Source organism: Streptomyces sp. NPDC001514, from assembly GCF_053597075.1.
On the sequence record NZ_JBSFHO010000054.1, the window covers coordinates 1 to 19,996 of the forward strand.

At 68.3% G+C, this 19,996-nt stretch carries 19 protein-coding genes and 3 pseudogenes; 11 read left to right on the top strand and 11 right to left on the bottom strand.

Going from position 1 to position 19,996, the window contains the following annotated elements:
* Positions 1-205: 205 nt before the first annotated feature.
* Positions 206-1,870, bottom strand: a complete 1,665-nt coding sequence (gene ltrA / locus ACWCXB_RS34860) for a group II intron reverse transcriptase/maturase (RefSeq protein ID WP_450728226.1) — start codon at positions 1,868-1,870, stop codon at positions 206-208.
* 803 nt (positions 1,871-2,673) lie between these two features.
* Here ltrA and ACWCXB_RS34865 point away from each other — a divergent pair.
* Together ACWCXB_RS34865 and ACWCXB_RS34870 are read left to right on the top strand one after the other, a co-directional pair.
* Positions 2,674-3,912: an IS256 family transposase gene (locus ACWCXB_RS34865; protein WP_450728228.1), complete on the top strand. Its 1,239-nt coding sequence runs from the start codon at positions 2,674-2,676 to the stop codon at positions 3,910-3,912.
* A gap of 168 nt (positions 3,913-4,080) precedes the next feature.
* A pseudogene (locus tag ACWCXB_RS34870) lies at positions 4,081-4,432 on the top strand (transposase); the annotation flags it as partial.
* Between the two features lie 506 nt (positions 4,433-4,938).
* On the opposite strand, the gene ACWCXB_RS34875 reads toward ACWCXB_RS34870, so the two are convergent.
* The 6 genes from ACWCXB_RS34875 to ACWCXB_RS34900 form a co-directional block, all read right to left on the bottom strand.
* Positions 4,939-5,451 (bottom strand): hypothetical protein, encoded by a 513-nt coding sequence (locus tag ACWCXB_RS34875; RefSeq protein WP_450728230.1) that lies wholly within the window; start codon positions 5,449-5,451, stop codon positions 4,939-4,941.
* A 277-nt stretch (positions 5,452-5,728) separates the two neighbouring features.
* Complete coding sequence (locus ACWCXB_RS34880) at positions 5,729-5,947, bottom strand: hypothetical protein (RefSeq protein ID WP_450728232.1); 219 nt, start codon at positions 5,945-5,947, stop codon at positions 5,729-5,731.
* Complete coding sequence (locus ACWCXB_RS34885) at positions 5,905-6,117, bottom strand: hypothetical protein (RefSeq protein ID WP_450728234.1); 213 nt, start codon at positions 6,115-6,117, stop codon at positions 5,905-5,907. Before ACWCXB_RS34885 ends, ACWCXB_RS34880 begins: the two co-directional genes overlap by 43 nt.
* 166 nt (positions 6,118-6,283) lie before the next feature.
* Entirely contained in the window at positions 6,284-6,526 is a 243-nt protein-coding gene (locus ACWCXB_RS34890; protein WP_450728236.1) for a hypothetical protein, read from the bottom strand.
* A gap of 174 nt (positions 6,527-6,700) precedes the next feature.
* On the bottom strand, positions 6,701-7,015 hold the full coding sequence (locus tag ACWCXB_RS34895) for a hypothetical protein (RefSeq protein WP_450728238.1): 315 nt from the start codon (positions 7,013-7,015) through the stop codon (positions 6,701-6,703).
* A complete protein-coding gene (locus ACWCXB_RS34900; RefSeq protein WP_450728240.1) occupies positions 7,012-7,413 on the bottom strand; it encodes a winged helix-turn-helix transcriptional regulator in 402 nt (133 codons plus the stop codon). Before ACWCXB_RS34900 ends, ACWCXB_RS34895 begins: the two co-directional genes overlap by 4 nt.
* A gap of 135 nt (positions 7,414-7,548) precedes the next feature.
* Between ACWCXB_RS34900 and ACWCXB_RS34905 the strand changes: the two genes are divergently transcribed.
* Positions 7,549-7,956 carry a RidA family protein gene (locus tag ACWCXB_RS34905; RefSeq protein ID WP_450728242.1) on the top strand — a complete coding sequence of 136 codons (408 nt, stop codon included), beginning with the start codon at positions 7,549-7,551 and terminating at the stop codon, positions 7,954-7,956.
* Between the two features lie 109 nt (positions 7,957-8,065).
* Positions 8,066-8,236 carry a hypothetical protein gene (locus ACWCXB_RS34910; protein WP_450728244.1) on the top strand — a complete coding sequence of 57 codons (171 nt, stop codon included), beginning with the start codon at positions 8,066-8,068 and terminating at the stop codon, positions 8,234-8,236.
* A gap of 747 nt (positions 8,237-8,983) precedes the next feature.
* Here the strand turns inward: ACWCXB_RS34910 and ACWCXB_RS34915 are convergent.
* Together ACWCXB_RS34915 and ACWCXB_RS34920 are read right to left on the bottom strand one after the other, a co-directional pair.
* Positions 8,984-9,209 (bottom strand): annotated as a pseudogene (locus tag ACWCXB_RS34915) (IS5 family transposase); the annotation flags it as partial.
* Positions 9,210-9,551: 342 nt separating this feature from the next.
* Positions 9,552-9,755 (bottom strand): annotated as a pseudogene (locus ACWCXB_RS34920) (DUF4259 domain-containing protein); the annotation flags it as partial.
* A gap of 450 nt (positions 9,756-10,205) precedes the next feature.
* On the opposite strand from ACWCXB_RS34920, the gene ACWCXB_RS34925 reads away from it, so the two are divergent.
* From ACWCXB_RS34925 to ACWCXB_RS34945, 5 genes are read left to right on the top strand one after another with little or no spacing between them, the layout of a single operon-like run.
* The gene (locus ACWCXB_RS34925; RefSeq protein WP_450728246.1) at positions 10,206-10,952 is read left to right on the top strand and encodes a TnsA-like heteromeric transposase endonuclease subunit; all 747 of its coding nucleotides are present in this window, start codon (positions 10,206-10,208) and stop codon (positions 10,950-10,952) included.
* Positions 10,952-13,003, top strand: coding sequence for a Mu transposase C-terminal domain-containing protein (locus ACWCXB_RS34930; protein WP_450728248.1), 2,052 nt, complete (start codon positions 10,952-10,954; stop codon positions 13,001-13,003). The genes ACWCXB_RS34925 and ACWCXB_RS34930 overlap by 1 nt, the downstream gene beginning before the upstream one ends.
* Complete coding sequence (locus ACWCXB_RS34935; protein WP_450728250.1) at positions 13,000-14,055, top strand: TniB family NTP-binding protein; 1,056 nt, start codon at positions 13,000-13,002, stop codon at positions 14,053-14,055. The genes ACWCXB_RS34930 and ACWCXB_RS34935 overlap by 4 nt, the downstream gene beginning before the upstream one ends.
* Positions 14,052-14,897: a TniQ family protein gene (locus ACWCXB_RS34940; protein ID WP_450728252.1), complete on the top strand. Its 846-nt coding sequence runs from the start codon at positions 14,052-14,054 to the stop codon at positions 14,895-14,897. Before ACWCXB_RS34935 ends, ACWCXB_RS34940 begins: the two co-directional genes overlap by 4 nt.
* A 13-nt stretch (positions 14,898-14,910) precedes the next feature.
* Positions 14,911-15,312 carry an SMI1/KNR4 family protein gene (locus ACWCXB_RS34945; protein ID WP_450728254.1) on the top strand — a complete coding sequence of 134 codons (402 nt, stop codon included), beginning with the start codon at positions 14,911-14,913 and terminating at the stop codon, positions 15,310-15,312.
* 338 nt (positions 15,313-15,650) lie between these two features.
* Here ACWCXB_RS34945 and ACWCXB_RS34950 read toward each other — a convergent pair whose 3' ends face one another.
* On the bottom strand, positions 15,651-16,889 hold the full coding sequence (locus tag ACWCXB_RS34950; RefSeq protein WP_450728256.1) for an IS256 family transposase: 1,239 nt from the start codon (positions 16,887-16,889) through the stop codon (positions 15,651-15,653).
* 484 nt (positions 16,890-17,373) lie between these two features.
* Between ACWCXB_RS34950 and ACWCXB_RS34955 the strand changes: the two genes are divergently transcribed.
* Positions 17,374-17,577 carry a ubiquitin-like protein Pup gene (locus ACWCXB_RS34955; RefSeq protein ID WP_450728258.1) on the top strand — a complete coding sequence of 68 codons (204 nt, stop codon included), beginning with the start codon at positions 17,374-17,376 and terminating at the stop codon, positions 17,575-17,577.
* Between the two features lie 2 nt (positions 17,578-17,579).
* Positions 17,580-18,521, top strand: coding sequence for an ATP-grasp domain-containing protein (locus ACWCXB_RS34960; RefSeq protein ID WP_450728260.1), 942 nt, complete (start codon positions 17,580-17,582; stop codon positions 18,519-18,521).
* Between the two features lie 112 nt (positions 18,522-18,633).
* Here ACWCXB_RS34960 and ACWCXB_RS34965 read toward each other — a convergent pair whose 3' ends face one another.
* Complete coding sequence (locus ACWCXB_RS34965; RefSeq protein WP_450728262.1) at positions 18,634-19,881, bottom strand: Fic family protein; 1,248 nt, start codon at positions 19,879-19,881, stop codon at positions 18,634-18,636.
* Between the last annotated feature and the right edge of the window lie 115 nt (positions 19,882-19,996).

Here is a 19,996-nt window from a genome sequence, read left to right on the forward strand (position 1 = left end):
GTTCAGACGAAGGCCGCTTCCGTGTACGCCGGATACCGAACCGAGTGATCAAGTTCGACGCACCATTCGACGCCGGACGTTAAAGATCAAGCTAGTGGCGTCTTGCCCAACAGGTCGAGCTCGCGTCGCGAGCGCGTCGACACCGGCAGGACCACGCCCCGGTGCCCCGAGCGCCGTACCTGGCGAGTTCCGCCAACTGAAGTGCTCAGTTCCGCGCCGTCGTCCCGTCGGCCCCGGCAATCAACGCCTGCTTGCAGAGGGGGCATAGTCCCCGCTGCCGCACCGCCAGGACGAGACTGGTCTTGTCCATCGGCGGCGGCGTCTTCCGGCGACGGCGCTCCCGCCAGTATTCGGCCAGGGCGGGGTCGTCCAGAGACGCCGCGCCCTTGACCGGGTAGTGGCGGACGATGCCGGTCCAGGAGAACTTGGGGAGGAAGGCCCCGCTGTCGCGGTCGCCGAACACCCACCTGTCGTTCCTGGACGGGTGGAACCTGCCGAAGTACCGGTCCACGACCCAGTGCCCCGACTTCTTCCGGTGGCGACGCCTGCCCCAGCGCTGGAGCAGGCCCCACAGGTAATGGTCCAACGACGCGAAGGTCGTCGTGGACGCCACCGCCCGGTAGTAGGCCGCCCAACCGCGAACGATCGGGACGAGCCTGCGCAGGACTGCCTCGGCGTTGGCCCCGTGCAGGGCCTTCACCTCGGTCCGCAGCCGCGCCCGGAGCCTCTTGCAGGCCGCCGTGCTCGGTTTGGTGATCAGCTTCCCGCCTGTCCGGCGGACCGTGAACCCCAGGAAGTCAAACCCCTCGGAGAGGGGGATGATCTTGGTCTTCTCGTCGTTGAAGCGAAGACCCCTCGGCTCCAGCCAGTCCTCCAGCCGGGATCTGACCCGGTTCGCCTCGTCCTCGTCGTGGCAGAGCACGACGAAATCGTCGGCATACCTCACCAGCACCGGAGTGCCCGGTGCCGCGCCGGGCTCGCGCCCAGGCCGGACCACCTTGTATTCGCACCCGGCGGCCTCTTCCATCCCGTGAAGAGCGATGTTCAGCAGCAACGGGCTGATCACACCGCCCTGAGGAGTTCCCTCATCGGTCGGTGCGAACCGGCCGCGGTCGACCACACCGGCCTTCAGCCAGTCCCGGATCAGGTCCCTGGCGGGGAACTGTCCGACGGAGGCCATCAGGTGGTCGTGGTCGATGCGGTCAAACGCCGCTGCCAGGTCCGCGTCCAGCACCCATAGACGCTTCGGGGCCTTGCCCTTCACCGTCCAGAAGATCGCTGTGATCGCGTCCTGGCAGCTGCGGCCCGGCCGGAAGCCGTACGACCTCGGCTCGAACCGTGACTCCCACTCGGGCTCCAGCGCGTTTTTCACGCGCGCCTGGAGTACCCGGTCACGGATGACCGGGATACCGAGCGGCCGCTGCTTTCCGTTCACCTTCGGGATGAACACTCGCTTGACCGGCCGGGCTCTCCAGGGCTTCGACGACCGATGGATCTCGGCCGCCAGCCTGCCCCTCGCCTGAGGGGTCAGGGCTCGTTCCCCGTCGATGCCGGCGGTCTCGCGGCCACCACTCAACTGCGTCACTCGCTTCACGCTGACCAGCGTGTTGCTGCGGCTTCGCAGCATGAGCTTCTGCAGGTTGCGGACCTTCTTCAGATCCCCGGCCTGCGTCGCCTTGAAGATCCTCTGCCGCAGCCGCCGTACGTTGTCCTCACACTCGGCCCAGCCGATGCCGTGCCAGTCGAGGGTTCCGTCCTCAGGTCCGTTCACCACGGCCGCCGAGAGACCGGCCGTGACCGCTGCCCCCACTTCGCGCCCCCAGTACCTAACTTGTCCATCGGTTCTGACGTCCTTGCAGAGAGCCTTCACAGGCTCACCAGACCCACGTGGGCTCCCTTTCGGGCCGGGCCACCGGGGCCCGTATCCGGCAGGTTGTTCCGGGCTGGACGAAGGTTCCAGCGGTCCCGGGTTTCCCCTGGCCTTTCGGCCTACCGGCGTTCGCTTCTTGGGTCTTCCTTCGCCCGCCGAGGAGTTGAGCCTCCCTTGCGGTCGGCCTACCAGACGGCCGTGCTGTCTGGACCTCGACGGGGTTGCCACGTTCCGCACCCTTGAGATGCGGCTGGGGTGGGCGCCCCCTCAACTCCGGGACCAGCGGTATCCGTTGCCTGGACTTCGGATCCAGGTTCGCCTGGTGCCTCGCAGCACTGGGTCCTGTGACTGCCGTCCGTATGCCATCGCGCAGTCTTATCGTCACGGAGCTTCATCAAGGGGTTCACTCTCGTTCGCCCGTCCAGCCTTCCCCTCGCCTGTGGCTCTCCGATGGCCGGGGTGCCCTTGGGCTTGAACGCTCAGCTCCACACCCCGCCGTTGCCAACGACGCATGTGAGCGCGGGGACGAGTCCGGATACAGACTCGGAGTTCGACCAGGTTTTCTCCCCCTTCGTTGGGTCTTACTCACTCACAGGGAGCGACCTCGTGTCGCACCCGAAGCACGATAGTTGTCACCAGGGCAGGCTTGTTGTCACCGCCTTGGTGGCGGGGTTGCGTCCCTGGAGATGGTGTACGGGTTCGACCTGATCCGGGGGTTTGCTCCGGCTTCTGGTTGATGCCCGCATAGATGAACGGCCACCGGCTGATCTTCGAGATGTCGAAGCTCGAAGGAGATCAGCACGATGACCGCACCCGACAGTGTGCCCCTGCATGCCCTCGCCGAGGACAACCTCGCCGCGGCGAGTCCCGATCTGCTGCGCGCGATGGTCAAGACGTTCGCCGACGCGCTCATGTCCGCGGAGGCCGACGCCCTCTGCAATGCCGAATACGGCCAGGTCAGCGACGAACGCGTCAACCACCGCAACGGCTACCGCCCGCGCGAGTGGGACACCAGGGCCGGCACGGTCGAACTGGCCATCCCCAAGCTGCGCCAGGGCAGTTACTTCCCGCACTGGCTCCTCGAACGGCGCCGCCGGGCCGAACAGGCCCTCATCTCGGTGGTCGCCACCGCCTACCTGCTCGGCGTCTCCACTCGCCGGGTCGAGAAGCTCGCGGAGTCCCTGGGAGTCACCCAGTTGTCGAAGTCCCAGGTCAGTGCGATGGCGAAGCACCTGGACGAGCAGGTCGCCGCCTTCCGCAACCGGCCGCTCGACGCCGGGCCTTACGCATTCGTCTGGGTGGACGCGCTCACCCAGAAGGTCCGCGAGGGCGGCCGCATCATCAACGTCCACGCCCTGATCGCGGTCGGCGTCAACGCCGACGGCCACCGCGAGATCCTCGGCATCGACGTCGCCACCGCCGAGGACGGCGCCGGCTGGCTCGCCTTCCTGCGCTCGCTGATCGCCCGCGGCCTGTCCGGCGTCCAGCTCGTCGTCTCCGACGCCCACACCGGCCTGGTCGCCGCGATCGGCGCCGTCCTGCCGGGCGCCTCTTGGCAGCGATGCCGCACCCACTACGCCCGCAACCTGCTGAGCCAGGTTCCGAAGTCGGCCCAGCCATGGGTGGCCACGCTGCTGCGGACCGTCTTCGAACAGCCTGATGCCGACGCCGTCCAGGCTCAGATGCGGCACGTCCTGGACGCCCTTGAGGCCAAGTTTCCCAAGGCCGCAGCCCACTTGGACGCCGCCCAGCACGACCTGCTGGCGTTCACCGCCTTCCCGCGCGAGATCTGGCGGCAGATCTGGTCGAACAATCCGCAGAAGCGGCTGAACAAGGAAATCAGGCGTCGCACCGACGTGGTCGGGATCTTCCCCGACCGCACCGCCCTGATCCGCCTGGTCGGCGCGGTGCTGGCCGAGCAGAACGACGAGTGGACCGAGGCCCGCCGCTACATGGGCCGAGAACTCCTCGCCAAGGCCCGCCTCCACCCGATCGAGTCAGAAACCGACGACACAGCCCTGCCCACCGAACTCACCGCATAGCCTCAAAACGAGATCACCGAGTGGCCGTCGATACACCACTCCAGCAGACGTGACCGGTGGCGGGCCCTTATCGATTGCCCTGGCGAGTTGCTCGGCGCGTGGGTGTCGAGCAAGGCTCGAGGGCGCGCCAGGTGGTGTCTGACGGGTCTGGTGACGACCTGACGCTATTTGCCGAAGGACGTCGGTCGTGGCGGACGGTGGAAGTGCCATCGCAGAGTGATCAACGGGACCCTGTTTCGTCTCCGGACGGGGATCCCCTGGCGTGATCTGCCGTCGCGGTTCGGGAAGTGACAGACGGTGTACGACCGTCACCGCCGATGTTCGGCGGATGGCACCTGGGAGACGCTCCTGCGGGCCCTGCAGACCGGGGCGTGGATTCCACCGTCTGCCGTGCCCACCAGCATGTGGCCGGGGCCCGCAAGCGTGCCCCTCGGGTGCCAGGCAAACGAAATGGCCCCGCCGCTCCTCGCCCGGATGAGGTCCTGGGGGCGTTCCCGGTGGGCTGACGACGAAGATTCACCCCCATCAAGGCCAGCGCGCGGACGAAGAGGGCGTAGGCGCTCTGCGTCGGGGACATACGGGCGCCGGGGACAGCCAGGGACTCATCCGCCGCGGCGAGCGCCTCCCGAGACCTGCCGGTCACGAGCAGCCCGGTGGCGTACAGGCCCAGTGCACGCGCCAGGCCATCCCGGTGACTCTGGCGGGGGCGCCCCGCCGGTGACGAGGGCGCGGCACACGGCGACGGCCTCCTCGGCCCATACCAGCCGCTGCACCGCCGGCCGTTGCACCATCATCACCCGCCCAGGCGTCAGGCGGCGCAAGCAACGCCGCCCGAGCAAAGTCCACCCGCCGCACGCTGACCCCGGCCAGCATCCGCGGCACTGGCAGCAAAATCCGTACAGCACCCATCAGCTCCCCTCCACCTCTCATAGAGATGACAGCCGTGCCCGCGCCTGGTTGCACGGTTGCACACTGGTCCGGGACCCCGCGCACTCCCCGGCCCCCGACCGTGGTGGCGTCAGGCCTTCAGCTTCCAAGGGTGAAGTTGCGCCACTGGATGCCATCGGCGGAGACCGCGTACGAGCCCTGGCCGGGGCCGGTGCCGAGATAGCCGATCGGGGTCCGATGCGGCGCTCCGGGCTGGCCGGTGCCGGCTGTCCTGCGGAAGCTGCGACCGCCGTCCGTGCTGCGGTAGACACCGCGCTCACCATGTATCGTCAGGCTCCCGTCCATGGCGACCACGGGGTCCCCGAGTATGGACAAGGGCTCCTGTCCGGGGCGATACGTCCACACGCGCGTCCAGCTGCGGCCACCGTCCGTGCTCCAATAGAGCGCCCGCAGGCCGTTCTTGACCTCTTCCTCCTCCGATAGCTGTCCAGGCTCGACCGCGTAGAGGGCGTCCTGCCCCTCGACGACCCGGAGCCCCCAGCCGGGAGTCGTCGCCTTCGGGCCGGGCAGCTCGGGTGGGTGGCCTGGCGGCGGCGTTCGCCGTTCTGGCCCGCGGCGGACAGGATCCGGTACATCGTCCGCTGTGAACACCAGTAGTTCCCGGCGTCCAGCTCACGTGCCCAGACCTGGGCGGGTGGCAGGTCGGCGTACTGCGGCCTGTTCAGCAGTGCCAGGATCGCGGCCCGCTCGGCCGGTGAGAGGGCCGAGGCGGGCGTGGGTCTTGGGGGCGGTGCGGGCTTCGGTTTCGGGCTGAGGTGGCGGTAGTGGGTGGCACGCGAGCGTCCGGTCAGCCGGCAGGCCGCCGTGGTCCCCAACTGCCCCTGGACACCCGCGAAAGCTTCGTCGATCAGCGGTGCGGCGGCGTGCTTCAGTCCGCGCTCTCGGAGAGTAGTTCCAAGAGCGCGTTGGCTTTTCCCATGACTTCGAGGGCCGCGTCCCGGCGGGCCAGGTCCTTCTCCAGCCGGGCGACCTTCTTGCGCAGTCGCTCCAGCTCGGCCTGCTCGGCCGCCTTCTTCGGCCGGACCGGAGAGGTCCGCTGGTCGGTCAGGGCGTCCAGGGCGCCGGTGTCGCGGGCCTGGCGCCACACTCGATCACGTGCGAGTGGTACAGCCGCTCACGCCGCAGGATCGCACCCTTCTCCCCGGTCGGGGCGGCGTCGTACTCGGCAACGATCCGCAGCTTGTACTGCGCGGAGAAGGTCCGCCGCTTCGGGCGGGGCGCCGGATCCGATCCGGAGCTACGGGGGGTGCTGGCCATGCCGGGGTGTACTCCTGTCTCGCCCTTCCAGCCTGACCCGGCAAAGCGGGCGTCTCAGCCAAGGCTGTCAGAGAGGGACGGCCCGCGGTGTTCCAGAACTCCCGGACGCCGCTCTGCTCCTTATCGCGCCACGTGCTGTGCACCAGGACGGTCTTGAAGGGGAGGTTCATGCCCTGGGAGGCGGTGCTGGTGGCGCACAGTACTCGCATACGCCGTCGCGGTAGGCACGCTCGAGCAGGTGGCGGACGGCCTGCGGGATGGCGCCGTACCGGTAGGTGAAGCCCGGCAGCACCATCGTGGCGAGCTCGTGCTCCCCACCGAGGTGCTCGGTGATCCTTGTCCAGAGCGCCAAGCGCTGTTCGCTCAGCTTCCGCAGTTGCTCGTCACTGGTGGAATCTGCTCCGAGCACGGAGTTCCCAGTCTTCTTCAGCGCCGTTTGCAGGGCGCGGCGCGGCGGCCTCCGCGTGACCTGGCTGCGTCGCGGAGATCAGCACCGGTCCGAGCCGTTCGAAGTGCAGTGCCAGCGCGGCCGTGATGTCCTTGGCGTCGCGCGGGAACAGCCGGGTTCGAGCCAGATGACGGGTCAACACCTTCGGTACGAAGAAGTCGACTCCGCTGGCGGTGCCGTACTGGATGCCGCCGCTCTGCCGTGCGTCTCCTGGCCCCACCAGGAGAACACGCCGGTGCGCAGCTGGGACGGCGACCAGTCGAACTTCGCGTGGTTCGCCCCTTGGGCGGCGGGGTCCAGCCAGTGGGCGATGTCACCGCCATTGGGCAGGACCGCGGAGAGCAGAACCAGCCGCGCCCTCGGGGCGGTTCGGCGGATTCGGGTCAGCGCCATCTCCAGGCTCGGACCGCGCTCCCCGTGGTCGCACACCATGCCGACGACGGTCGTCACCCTTCGTCACCACCCGTCCCGGCCTCGAAGCGGTGTCGGGAGGCCTCGATGTCGCCCAGGTACCGGTGGGTCCAGGCGCACAGGCCGTCGATGGTGACGCGCAGGGCTTGGCCCGGTTCGGTGAGGGTGTACTCGACCCGCGGCGGCATGGTGGGATGGACGGTCCGTTCGATGAGGCCGTAGCGCTCCAGCATCCGCAGGTTCTGGGTGAGCATCTTGTGGCTGATGCCCTGGACGGCGTCGCGCAGTTCGCTGAAGCGCCGGGTGTCGTCCCCCACGGCTTCGATGATCAGGAGGGCCCATTTGTTGGCGACGTCCGAGAAGATCTCCCGCGCCAGGGAGTCCGCGCGCCTCAGGTCTGCGTCCTCTGCCGAGCCGTTGAACTGTCTGGTTCCCATCAGGTTCCCTAGTCACGGAAAAGTGCGTTCTTCCTTATCAGCGGACACTCTCCTACGGTTTCTGGGTAACCACAAGTGACTGTGCGGTTCTCGGCGGAAGAGTGTCGAGGGCCACCCGACCGAGGAGGCTGCAGTATGGCCATCACACTGATGAACCCCGAGGGTCTGCCGGAGATCGGCGCCTACCGGCAGGTGGCGATCGCGACGGGCACGAAGCTGGTCTTCGTCGCCGGGCAGGTGGCCTGGGACGCGGAAGGCGTCACCGTCGGTGAGGGAGACCTCGCCGCACAGGTCGAGCAGTGCTATCTCAACATCGGCACGGCCCTCGCGGAAGCCGGCGGCAGCTTCGCCAATGTAGCGAAGCTGAACGTCCACGTCGTCGACTGGACACCTGACAAGATGCCCTCACTGATGGAGGGAATCACCCGCGCCGCCGCCCGACTGGGTGTCACGCCGGTGCCGCCGGCCACACTGCTGGGTGTCGCGGCGCTGGACGTACCCGAGCATCTGGTCGAGATCGAGGCCACCGCGGTCCTGGACTGACAGGCATACGCGGCCTTCGGGGCGCGCACCTGCGCGCGGTGCCGCCCTTCCGCCGCGGTGTCACCGGCGGCGGGACGGGTATACCGGTCGCGACGACGTGGGTGCGGGCATGTTCCGACAGGACAAGGGCGACGTGCTGGGCCGCACCCTCCTGGCAGTGGTGTTCCTGCCGTTCATCGCCGGTCTGGTCTACGTCCTGGTGGTGGCGGCCTGGCTGGTCGGCCGAGCCCTGTCGACTCGGGGCGTTCCGCTACTGGCCTCGGGAGACGCGGGCGCGTGACAGGCTGGCCGTTCTGGCCGTCACCCCGCTGGTGGCGGTGATCGCCTTCGTCGTGTGGCACGCGGGCCGGGACGGGCCCAACCCACTGCCCGGCCGGTGGATGTATTGGGGCGAGGACTCGGTCTGGGAGCACGGGACGCGAGCAGCGCGTCCAAACGCGTCGAACAACTCAGACATGGAGCACCTCCGGACCACACCTATTCCATATACCGTACGGATGGCGCACATATCGCGTACGCCGCAGACTGGGAAGATCCTGCGCTGCCTCGGGCGGCTGCGACGCTGCCCGAGGCAGGCCCGCTCGTCCTGGCGAGGGGATGCGACGAAGGTGGCGGGTAGCGGCTGGTGTGGCCGCAGTGAGGACAGTGGGCGGGGGCGGCGGCTTGATGCGGAGGTGCCGGCCGACGCTGGAGGCCCCCCGCTGGCTTTATACGAACGAGCTGGTCGACCGTGCCCTGCGGCCCCTCTCCCCCAACCTGCGGATCCACGACACCTGGCAGTCTGCGCTTGCTCTGCACGGCCTGAGCGTTATTACCCGGCAATGACGAGGGCGGGGTCGGCGGCGGGCTGAGGCGGCCATTACCGGGTAATGATCGGCGGCTGCCGCAGCATGGCATGAGTGAGCCATACTGCGCTCAGGGGTTGCTTTCTCCCATTGTTACGTCGCGGAATCTGCTGTTTGGTCTGGGGTGTCGGGTCGCACCGGGAGATGGTGTTCTCGCCAGTGGGGCGGCGGGCCATGAGGTGGCTTGCTACGGTGACCAGCACGGCCAGCAGGAGTCGCGTCGGTGACGACGCTCCGCTTCCTCCCGACGATCTTCTTTCCGGCGTCGAGGCCCTGGCTGGAGGCGGGGACGCTGGTGGAGGTCTTGTCGCTCTGGGCGTCGATGACACAGGCCGATGGTTCGGCGTCCCGCCCTTCCTTCTGCCGCAGCAGTTGCCTGAGCAGGCCGTTGAGCTGGGCGCTGACGCCGGTCGACTGGTGCGTGGACCGTGCATACGGCGACACGGACGAAGAGGCCGCCGCGGCACGCAGGTTCGCGTCGGCAGGCGGAACGGGCAGCACCGTGGTCCGGCCAGTGTCGCCCGTGGAATCCGGCACCGCGTGAGCTGTGTCGGCACTGGTGGTGTGGCCTGCGGTCAGCAGGGCCGCGGCAGCGACGGTGCCGAGTACCGCTGGGTCATGCTTCGATGTCGAGGAGCGGGATGGTGGGCGACGGCGGAGCGAGTACGGCGCGGAGACGGTGGATCGTCCGCGCCAGCGCCTTCGGCCAGCCGGGTCGACCCACTTCGAGTCCGGCCCGGACTCGTCGTCGACGATCCGGGCGAGGGCCTCGTCGGCCAGCTCGCGAAGGTCGGGCGGAAAGCCGGGCATGGAGGCCCTGGGGCCATACGGCACGTCGACGGGCTCGCCGCCGGGGCACTGCGCCGCGATCAGCGCGGCGGCGGCCACGGCTTCGCCCGCCTCCATGAGGAGGCCGGAGTCGTCGACGGTACGGACGAGGACGCCGCGGATCATCAAAGACAGCGCCGGTTCCCGGGCCACGGGCTCCTTTTGACGCCACCTCGGCTGATGAAAAGCGGCTGTGCGGCCTGCAGGCGGCCGGTCGGGCGGTCCTGGATCGATCTAACACCGCCCTTGTGGAGTTCGGCGCTCTGAGGGGCCTTCCTGGGCTTCGCGTTTCTCCAGAGACGCCCATTTTTTCCTGTTCGTCAGTACTGACGTGTCTCGCTGAAGGTGAGCCAGTCTCGGTCTATCTGAACCATCTGGTTGTCTGTCTCAGTCAACCTTGGCCATCTGTCGAGGTCACTGTCCCGTCGCATCGAACCGTGGCTTGTCGCATTGATCTGTGCGCCGACCTTGCGGGACGAAGGCCGAGACAGGTTTGAGTGAGACCACGTCCCGCTTTGGGGTGGCTCTTGTCTCGTTGTACGTGGCTTGTCGCAATCCAGTGGACATCGTCCTGGTGTGGACGATGAGGGGGAGCCGCTGAGCGGCAGGGACAGGGCGGCCGGTTTCGACGTGGCCTGGGTCCGGGAGGGCGTCGAGGTGCGCCGGCCGCTGAGGAACGTGGTTGAGGTGGCCTTCGAGGAGGTCGTTCCGGTGCGGGAGTTCCCGTCGTACCGGGGGCAGCGGCACTTTCCGGGCTTGTACTGGGCGGCCACGATGCTGCGGCATGTGGGGTTCGAGTCGTGGCTGGAGCGGGATCACGCGATCTCGATGGATTTCGACCCGTGTGTAGCCGGGTTCTCGTCGCAGCCGTTCTGGCTGTTCTGGACGTCGGCGGAGGGGGGACGGCTGTCGCACGCGCCGGACTACTTCGCGCGTCGAGCCGATGGCTCGGCTGTCGTGGTGGACTGCCGGCCGGAGGGCCGACGCAAGCCGCGGGACCTGGCCAAGTTCGCCGGTACGCGGGCTGCGTGCGAGGCGGTGGGGTGGGACTACCGGCTCGTGGGAGAGATCGACCGGGTGCGGGTGGCGAACCTGCGGTGGCTCGCCGGGTTCCGCCATCCGCGCTTCGGCAGGGCCGGGTTGACGGAGGCCGTGGAGGCCGCCTTCGCGGTTCCCGGCCCCCTGGTGGGGCAAGCTGCCCAGGTCGGAGACCCGATCCGGGTGCTGCCGGTCGTCTTCCATCTGCTGTGGTGCGGGCGCCTTGGAACGGATCTGTCGCGTCTCTTGGGCGATTACTCCCTGGTCTGCCCGGTGGAGGGTTGATGCCGGAGCACGAGCGGCCGCGGGGTGTGCTGCGGGTGGGCGACCGGGTCCGGTTCGAGGAGCGGGTCCAAACGGTGGTGGGCCTGTCGGGCACGACCGTCCGTCTGGTCGACGAGCACAACACCGCGAGCATGGTGATGTTCGCCCACCTGATGGCATCGGACGGGTTCGAGCTGCTGGACTCCACGACCCCCACACCAGGACTGCCGCCCTTCGGCCTGCTGGACACGGTTCCCGAAGTGGCCCTGCGCAAGGCCCGGTTCTTCGAGAAGCACCTGATCGAGGCAGAGACCGGGCTCCCGCCGGATGCACCCAAGGGAACGGTTCCCCGGCCCGAGTACGACCCGCAGTGGCGGACCGTGAACGAACGACTGGTGGCCAAGGCAGCCGAGCTGACCGCGTCGGGCACCGAGGTGTCGGAACGGACGCTGTTCCGGTTGAGGTCGAAGTGGCGGGACGAGGGGTTGTGGGGCCTGGTGGACCGCCGGGCTACCAGGCTGTCCATGGCACCGGGCACCGGGCGGGTGGACGGACGTCTGGTCGAGGCGGTGCTGGAGGTCTTGGCCACGCAGGAGGATTCGTCGACGGGAACCCGCACCCGTGTGATTCGGCAGGCCGAGAAGCTGGTCGCCGAGCGGCACGGGGAGGGCACGGTCCCGCTGCCGTCGCGGGCCACGTACTTCCGGCTGCTCAAGTCGATGTCCGAAGGACGCCACAGCTTTGGGGCGGCAACGACCCGGCGTTCTTTGGCCGGGCGGCCGGAGTCTCCGTTCACCCCGACGCTGGCCGCCCGGCCCGGCGAGGTGGTGCAGATCGACACCACCCCGCTGGACGTGCTGGCCGTCTTGGACGACGGCGTGACGGGCCGGGTCGAGTTGACGATCGCGGTGGATGTCGCCTCCCGCACCATCTGCGCGGCGATCCTGCGTCCGGCCGGGACGAAGGCCGTGGACGCCGCGCTGCTGCTGGCACGCATGCTGGTGCCGGAACCGATGCGGCCCGGCTGGTCGGACGCCCTGCGGATGTCAGCCTCACTGGTCCCGCACGCCCGGTTGATGAGTGTCGATGCCCGCCTGGAGCACGCTGCGGCACGTCCGGTGATCGTCCCGGACACGATCACCGTGGACCGGGGCAAGGTCTTCATCTCGGACACGTTCGTCGCGGCCTGCCGTTCGCTGGGAATCTCCGTCCAGCCCGCGCGGCCGGCCACTCCGACGGACAAGGGCGTCGTGGAGCGGACGTTCGAGTCCATCAACACCCTGTTCTGCCAGCACGTCGCCGGCTACGTCGGCTCCGACACCACCCGGCGCGGCCGCGACGTCCAGGCCGTCTGGACGATCGCGGAACTCGCCGATCTCTTCCACGAATGGGCCGTCGCCCGGTGGCAGACCCGCCCCCATGACTCTCTGCGCAGTCCGTTCCTGCCGGGCAAGGCACTCTCGCCGAACGAGGTCTACGCCATGCTCGTCTCCCGCACCGGCTACCTGCCGGTCTGTCTCAGCGGTGACGACTACATCGAGCTGCTGCCGGCGGAGTGGCGGAAGATCAACGACTACGGCATCACGCTCGATTACCGCACCTACGACTGCCGGGAACTGGGCCCTTACCGGCGCCAGCTGTCCGGAGTGGACACCAAGGGCAACCTCTGGGAGGTCCACCACGACCCCTACGACCTCTCCCACGTCTGGGTACGCGACACCCGGGCCGGCGGCTGGATTACCGTTCCCTGGACCCGGCTCGGCACGGTCTCCGCGCCGTTCGCCGACTTCACCTGGCGCCATGCCAGAGCCGTGCTGGCCGCCAAGGGAGCCGATGACACCGAAGAGGACGCCATCGCCGCTGTCATCGACGACCTGCTGACCCGCGCCGGAAACGGCCCGGACCGCCGCATCGCCGCCCGCACCAAAGCGGCGACAGCCGTCCAGGCCCTGCCGCAGGCCCGGCACGAACCCGAGCCGGAGACGGACGAGGAGCCGGAAGGCGAAGAAGACATCGCTCAGGTCATCCCGTTCGGCGTGTTCGACGCCTTCACCGACGGAAGCCGCTGGTGACGTACTTCTTTGACCCCGAGGACGTCGACCATCCGCTGACGAGCAAGGAGGGCTGGGCCGTCTTCGTCGCGGAGACCACCACTCCGCCGGCCGTCCTGCCGCCGGCGGCCCTGCAACGGCTCACCGAAGCAGAACGGACCGCCTACGACCAGGCCAGGGAGGACTACCACGCGCAACTCGTCATCGTCTCCACCCCGACGATCCGCCACGTCGCCGCGACCGGCCGCAAGCGCATCCTGCTCAACCGGCACCAGCACTCCGCCCGCCGCGGACTGATCGTCTCGGGACCCGCCGGGACCGGGAAGACCACCGCCATCACCCAGCTGGGCAAGAACTTCGAACAGCTCGGGCGACAGCGTGGCGAGGTCCTGCCGGACTCGTTGCCGGTCGTCTACGTCACCGTCCCGCCCGCTGCCACCCCGAAGATGCTGGCCATCGAGTTCGCCCGGTTCATCGGCCTGCCGCTGCCGTCCCGCTTCAGCCAGGTCGAGGTCACCAACAAGGTCTGTGACCTGCTCTGCACCCTCGGCTGCCGACTCGTACTCATCGACGAGCTCCACAATCTCGACATCGGTACGCGGGTCGGTGCCGAGGCATCCGACCAGATCAAGTACCTGTCCGAACGCATCCCGGCGACCTTCGTCCTGGCCGGAGTCGACGTCGAGGGCACCGGACTGTTCGCCGGCCGCCGGGGCGGCCAGATCGCCAGCCGCTACACCCTCATCCCCACCAGCCCTTTCCGCCACAAGACCGGTGATCAGCGCGACTCCTGGCGATCGCTCGTGGCGACGCTGGAGGAATCCTTGCGACTGCACGCCCACCGACCGAGCACCTTGCTGAAGCTGAGTGCCTACCTGCACGACCGCACTGGCGGCATGATCGGCAGCCTGTCCCACCTCGTCCGCGAGGCCGCCCTGGACGCCATCCTCGACGGCAGCGAGAAGATCACCAAAGCCTCGCTGGAACGGGTCAACCTGGACGAGGGCGCGGAACGGCAGAGCGTCCCTCGCGCCCGCCGGCGACGGATCCGCAGCGAAACGCGCATCGCGTGACCGCCGGGCTGCGGACCCTGCCGCTCGCGCCGCCGCCCGTTCATCGCGAGACCATCGGCTCCTACCTGAACCGGCTCGCCGACGCCAACCACCTCACCATCGGCTACCTTTCCTCTCTGATCGGTCCGTCGCGGAAGCACCGCCGCGTCGACAACCGAGTCGGCTACTGGACCCCAGCCGGGCTCTCCCGGCTCGCCGTGCTGACCGGTCGGAGCACGTCCACCCTGATCCGCGCGATGCCGCCGCTCGGCTGGATCGGCGACCCGGTCCGGCGGCTCCCGTCGTCCGCCACCGAGGATGTCGTCGAACCGCGGCGCCGCCCCGGCTGCCGCCTCTGCATGGCCCGTCGGCACATCCGCGGTCTCGTCGTCCGCAGCACGCCCCACCACGAAGGCGTCTGCCACCGGCATCACCGCTGGCTCCTCGGCGATGAACAGCACGACCTGACACGGCTGCCCGAGGTCCTGCGGGCCAACCTCCGGCACCAGCGGATCGTCCGGCGAGGCGCCCATCCCTCCACCGCGCTGGCCTACACCGAGGCCCGTGACCGCCTGACCAGGTGGTTCAACAGCGAGAGCAGCGATGAGTCCCTACGGCAACGCTGGAACCAACGACTCGACGTGCTGGGCGAGGACCCGTTCGGTGATCCCCTCCGTCCCTCCGAGGCCCGGATCGAGCTGGCCACCTACCCGGAAGCCGTCGTTCTCACCGGCCTGTTCTCTGCGCCCTATTGGCGAGACCACCCCCAGTTACCGGCCGAGGCAGCACACCGGCTCGGCATCGCCCCGCAGCAACTTTTCTCTGCTACGACCCTCGTGCGGGCAGGGCCGCCCCGGCCTTGACAGAATGGGCACCATGAGTTCGAACGACGACAAGATCGTGCAGGCCGAGCGCCACTTCGGCGTTCGATTCCCCGCGGACTATCGACACTTCCTGGCCACGGAAGGGAGCATGAACCAGTTCATCCTTCCTGCGGACGACTTCCTGATGATCAACGCCATCGCAGAGCTCATCGAAGTCAATGAGGCCGGCGAGTTCCAGAAGCGTTTCCCCGGGAGCGTCGTCATCGGCGGGGACGGAAGCCGCGAAATGCTCACCTACGACTTCCGGCAGACACCCCCGCCGCTGGTCCTGCTCGACGTCTCCGCTCAGGACTGGTCATCCGCCATCCATCAGGCGATGTCGCTCTCCGCCCTGCTCGAGCAGTTCCCCGAAACCGGCTGGAAATGGGACGAACCTGATTCGTCGCCTTCCTGACCAGTCTCGACGGAATTGGTGCTGCCAGCCCTCAGTCACGAAGTTGGTCATCAGCGTGGTCCAGAAACTGCCACCTTCACTGCGAATCATGGGACCAGGAGTCTCACCATCCTGACGGAGTCCAGCTCAGGGCGGCCCTCCCTCGCCATGATCGGTGAGACGAGCACTCGCCTCCGTCCCCGGCCCTCCCGAGACTCCTTGTTCCACCTGTCCTGAGTCTCGACTCAACCTGTCAGCCCGCAGGTCAGCGGCCCGGTCTCTGCAAGATCTAATGAGACGGGACAGTCACGTCCGCTGGAGTGGTGTATCGACGGCCGCTCGGTGATCTCGTTTTGAGGCTATGCGGTGAGTTCGGTGGGCAGGGCTGTGTCGTCGGTTTCTGACTCGATCGGGTGGAGGCGGGCCTTGGCGAGGAGTTCTCGGCCCATGTAGCGGCGGGCCTCGGTCCACTCGTCGTTCTGCTCGGCCAGCACTGCGCCGACCAGGCGGATCAGGGCGGTGCGGTCGGGGAAGATGCCGACCACGTCGGTGCGACGCCTGATTTCCTTGTTCAGCCGCTCCTGCGGATTGTTCGACCAGATCTGCCGCCAGATCTCGCGCGGGAAGGCGGTGAACGCCAGCAGGTCGTGCTGGGCGGCGTCCAAGTGGGCTGCGGCCTTGGGAAACTTGGCCTCAAGGGCGTCCAGGACGTGCCGCATCTGGGCTCGGACGGCGTCGGCATCAGGCTGTTCGAAGACGGTCCGCAGCAGCGTGGCCACCCATGGCTGGGCCGACTTCGGAACCTGGCTCAGCAGGTTGCGGGCGTAGTGGGTGCGGCATCGCTGCCAAGAGGCGCCCGGCAGGACGGCGCCGATCGCGGCGACCAGGCCGGTGTGGGCGTCGGAGACGACGAGCTGGACGCCGGACAGGCCGCGGGCGATCAGCGAGCGCAGGAAGGCGAGCCAGCCGGCGCCGTCCTCGGCGGTGGCGACGTCGATGCCGAGGATCTCGCGGTGGCCGTCGGCATTCACGCCGACCGCGATCAGGGCGTGGACGTTGATGATGCGGCCGCCCTCGCGGACCTTCTGGGTCAGCGCGTCCACCCAGACGAACGCGTAAGGCCCGGCGTCGAGCGGCCGGTTGCGGAAGGCGGCGACCTGCTCGTCCAGGTGCTTCGCCATCGCACTGACCTGGGACTTCGACAACTGGGTGACTCCCAGGGACTCCGCGAGCTTCTCGACCCGGCGAGTGGAGACGCCGAGCAGGTAGGCGGTGGCGACCACCGAGATGAGGGCCTGTTCGGCCCGGCGGCGCCGTTCGAGGAGCCAGTGCGGGAAGTAACTGCCCTGGCGCAGCTTGGGGATGGCCAGTTCGACCGTGCCGGCCCTGGTGTCCCACTCGCGCGGGCGGTAGCCGTTGCGGTGGTTGACGCGATCGTCGCTGACCTGGCCGTATTCGGCGCCGCAGAGGGCGTCGGCCTCCGCGGACATGAGCGCGTCGGCGAACGTCTTGACCATCGCGCGCAGCAGATCGGGACTCGCCGCGGCGAGGTTGTCCTCGGCGAGGGCATGCAGGGGCACACTGTCGGGTGCGGTCATCGTGCTGATCTCCTTCGAGCTTCGACATCTCGAAGATCAGCCGGTGGCCGTTCATCTATGCGGGCATCAGCCAGAAGCCGGAGCAAACCCCCGGATCAGGTCGAACCCGTACACCATCTCCAGGGACGCAACCCTGATCAAGCGCATGGATGCTCACGCTCGACAGCTCACGTTGAGTGAGACGGTCTAGCTCGTGACGTCTCACTCAAACTGAACTACCCAGGTCACAGGCTCACACTGGTCCACCTTCACTGAGACACGTCAAGTACACACCTACGTTGTCCGTTGGCCCTGGCTTTCGGACTCGGCGGCCTGTACCCGCTTGCTGGTCAACCGGGCCAGTTCGACAACTTCGCGCCGCGGTCGACTGGCTCGAAGCCGAAGCCGCGCATGAACTCGTTCTCACGGCCACCCGTAGTACCGGTGGACCGCCGTGGCCGCGCTGTGGCCGGCCGCCTTCATCTCAGGGACAGGGAGCTGAGTCATGCAGCATCAGGCAGGGCACCGCCGTCAGGAGGACTCCCGCGAGGACGCTGCGTCAGCAGAGGCCGGGGAGCAGACCGCAGCGAGCGGTTCGGAGGTCTCGGCGGAGGCCGCCAGGATGATGGACGCTGTCGAGGACCTCCTCAACGAGATCGAGAACCCCCAGGAGTGGGTCGCCGGTTTCCAGCAGAAGGGTGGCCAGTAGGCGTGGCTGACCCGGAGGAGGTAAATCGTCGTCGGGATCTTCTCGTCGTCAACGGTGAGGTGTTCCAGGCCGGCTGCGCGGTCTCCGCCGGCCTGGAGCTCGGGGACGAGGTGACTCCCGTCTTCCGTGGGATCGAGGACATCGCGTTCTCCGTCGAGACAGGCCGCACTCGCGTGTACGAGACCGTCGGAAGCCGGGACCTGGCGGAGTTCGGGCTGGTACAGATCGCGTCGTATCCCCGCCCGACGGCGACGCTGCTGGGTTGCATTTCCGCGTACTTGAAGCACCGGCGGCGGCCGGCGGTCAACGCGGCGGCGGTCAACGCGCCGACCAAGCTCTACCAGCTGATGGTCCTCGCCCAGGACGGGCTGCCGGTGCCCGCCACGGTCCATCTTCCACGGCGGCTGCTGAACGACTCGTTCGAGGATCTCGCGAACCGGCTCGGCCTGCCCTTCGTGCTGAAGGCGATGAACACCGGGGGCGGGCGGCTGAACTTCCTCATCGAGACCGAGATCGATTTTCTGCGGTACGTCGAGGACCCCGCTCACGCGAAGGTCGCCTTCCTCGCGCAGCAGTTCATTCCCCACAACGGGACCTTCCGGACCCTGGTCTTCGGCAGGGACGTGCCGATCCTCATGCACCGCTGCAGCACCGACGGTTCGCACCTCACCAATACGGAACAGGGCGGGCACGCGACGCTGTTCGACGTCGAGACATTTGAGCCCGACGTTCTGCGAATGGCCGTGCGGGCTGCCGAACTGATGGAGTGCGAGATCGCCGGGGTCAATCTGGTGCAGGACCGGCTCACCCGGCAGTGGTACGTGCTGGAAGTCAGTTCCAGCCCGGCCATTGGCACCGGGGCCTTCGTCGAGCAGAAGACCCGTGCGTACTCCGCGTACCTCCGCTCGAAGCTGCTGACCAGAACTGCCGCCGCACGTCTGTGAATCCGGAGAGGGGAGAGGTCGTGAGGCGTTCTCCCGCTCCCAGCACACCTCCCTCGTAGTGGAAGCCCCGTGGGTGGCCGTGCCGGAGCGGACGGGTGCGCCAGGCGGGCGGTCAGGCCCAGGCGTCGAGTTCGGGGAGATCCCACTTCGTGTTCAGGTGCCGCTCGGACCTGCCGGTCAAGTCGAGTACGTCGGTGGCCAAGAAGGCTCGCGCGCCGCGCTCCACTTCCTTCACCTGCACGACTCCGGCTCCCGCCAGTTCCTCCAGGGCGTTCGAGGCCGAGACGAACGAGATGCCCAGGAGTGCCTGCGCCGCCCTGGCCGTGATGATCGGTGCGCCCGGAAGCTGCTCCATCAGTGCGGCCACTGCCGCGCCCCTGCGGGGGTGCCCGCGGCGCCCCTGGCTCTCCCTGTGGTGCGCGAGCTTGGCGTGCCAGGTACGGCGCATCAGGGCCAGCTCGTCGGTGAAGCGCCGCGCCTCGGCGACCGCGTCACGCGTGCCGGCCAGAAAGACCCGGATCCACGCATCCACTCCTGCCGCGGCCGCCGGGCTCTCGGGATCGCCGACGCATCGGTAGGCGCTGAGTCCTGCGGCGTATTCGCGCGCATGGGCCAGCAGTGCCATGGAGATCGGCAGGACGCGGCCGGCGGTCAGGCCGTGCCGCGCGAGGGCCGTGTGGATCAGGGCCCGCCCGGTGCGGCCGTTGCCGTTCTCGTACGGGTGGATGGTCGCGAACTGCGCGTGAGCCAGGGCTGCCTGGACAAGGGGCAGGGGGTGCGCTTCGGAGATGAACGCGGCGAGATCGTGCATGAGCGGAGCGACTGCCTCGGGCGCGGGCGGACCGTAGGTCGCTCCTTGCGGGTCATGACAGGCGCCGCCCGCCCAGCTCTGCCCGGTTCTGAGCAGCCCGGAGGTCTCGTGCCGCTCGGTTTCCGCCATCAGGACGGCCTGCAGACCACTGATGTCGTCCACCGTCACGGTCGGCGCCTCCGCCAGAGTCGAGACGGCGGTGCGGAGCGCCAGGGCATTGTTCACCACCTCACGCGTGCCGTCCCCGATGTAGTGGTGGGCGCGTGAGGCTCCGTCGGCATTGGTGGCAAGGTTCAGTTCGAGGTGAGCGATCGATCGGGCCGAGGCCACCACTCCCTCAATGCGTGAGGACGCCACGGCCTCCGATCGGAGCAGGAACCGGGCCAGGGCTGCCAAGCGGGGGCCGTTGGGTTGGGAATCGTTGAAGGAGCGCACCAACCGGTCGACATCGGCGACCTCCGCGGCAAGTTCCGCCGACAGCCGGATCCGGCGGCCACGGAGCGGACCCGGCTTGTACGAGGGGATGGTCCGGGCCTGTCGCTCCTCCACACCAGACTTCACACCAGGCTGTGTTGGCCAAACCTGCTCCGCAAACCATGTCACTGGATACACTCCAAAGACTCACCCTCAGACTGATTGGTTTAAGGATAGTCTGTGCACCGTG

Excerpts from the sequence above, each read along its gene's own strand:
- ACWCXB_RS34865 (WP_450728228.1), top strand. The coding sequence starts at position 2,674 with ATGACCGCACCCGACAGTGTGCCCCTGCATGCCCTCGCCGAGGACAAC.
- ACWCXB_RS34885 (WP_450728234.1), bottom strand. The coding sequence starts at position 6,117 with ATGGCCAGCACCCCCCGTAGCTCCGGATCGGATCCGGCGCCCCGCCCG.
- ACWCXB_RS34950 (WP_450728256.1), bottom strand. The coding sequence starts at position 16,889 with ATGACCGCACCCGACAGTGTGCCCCTGCATGCCCTCGCCGAGGACAAC.
- ACWCXB_RS34945 (WP_450728254.1), top strand. The coding sequence starts at position 14,911 with ATGAGTTCGAACGACGACAAGATCGTGCAGGCCGAGCGCCACTTCGGC.
- ACWCXB_RS34905 (WP_450728242.1), top strand. The coding sequence starts at position 7,549 with ATGGCCATCACACTGATGAACCCCGAGGGTCTGCCGGAGATCGGCGCC.
- ACWCXB_RS34910 (WP_450728244.1), top strand. The coding sequence starts at position 8,066 with ATGTTCCGACAGGACAAGGGCGACGTGCTGGGCCGCACCCTCCTGGCA.
- ACWCXB_RS34930 (WP_450728248.1), top strand. The coding sequence starts at position 10,952 with ATGCCGGAGCACGAGCGGCCGCGGGGTGTGCTGCGGGTGGGCGACCGG.
- ACWCXB_RS34900 (WP_450728240.1), bottom strand. The coding sequence starts at position 7,413 with ATGGGAACCAGACAGTTCAACGGCTCGGCAGAGGACGCAGACCTGAGG.
- ACWCXB_RS34955 (WP_450728258.1), top strand. The coding sequence starts at position 17,374 with ATGCAGCATCAGGCAGGGCACCGCCGTCAGGAGGACTCCCGCGAGGAC.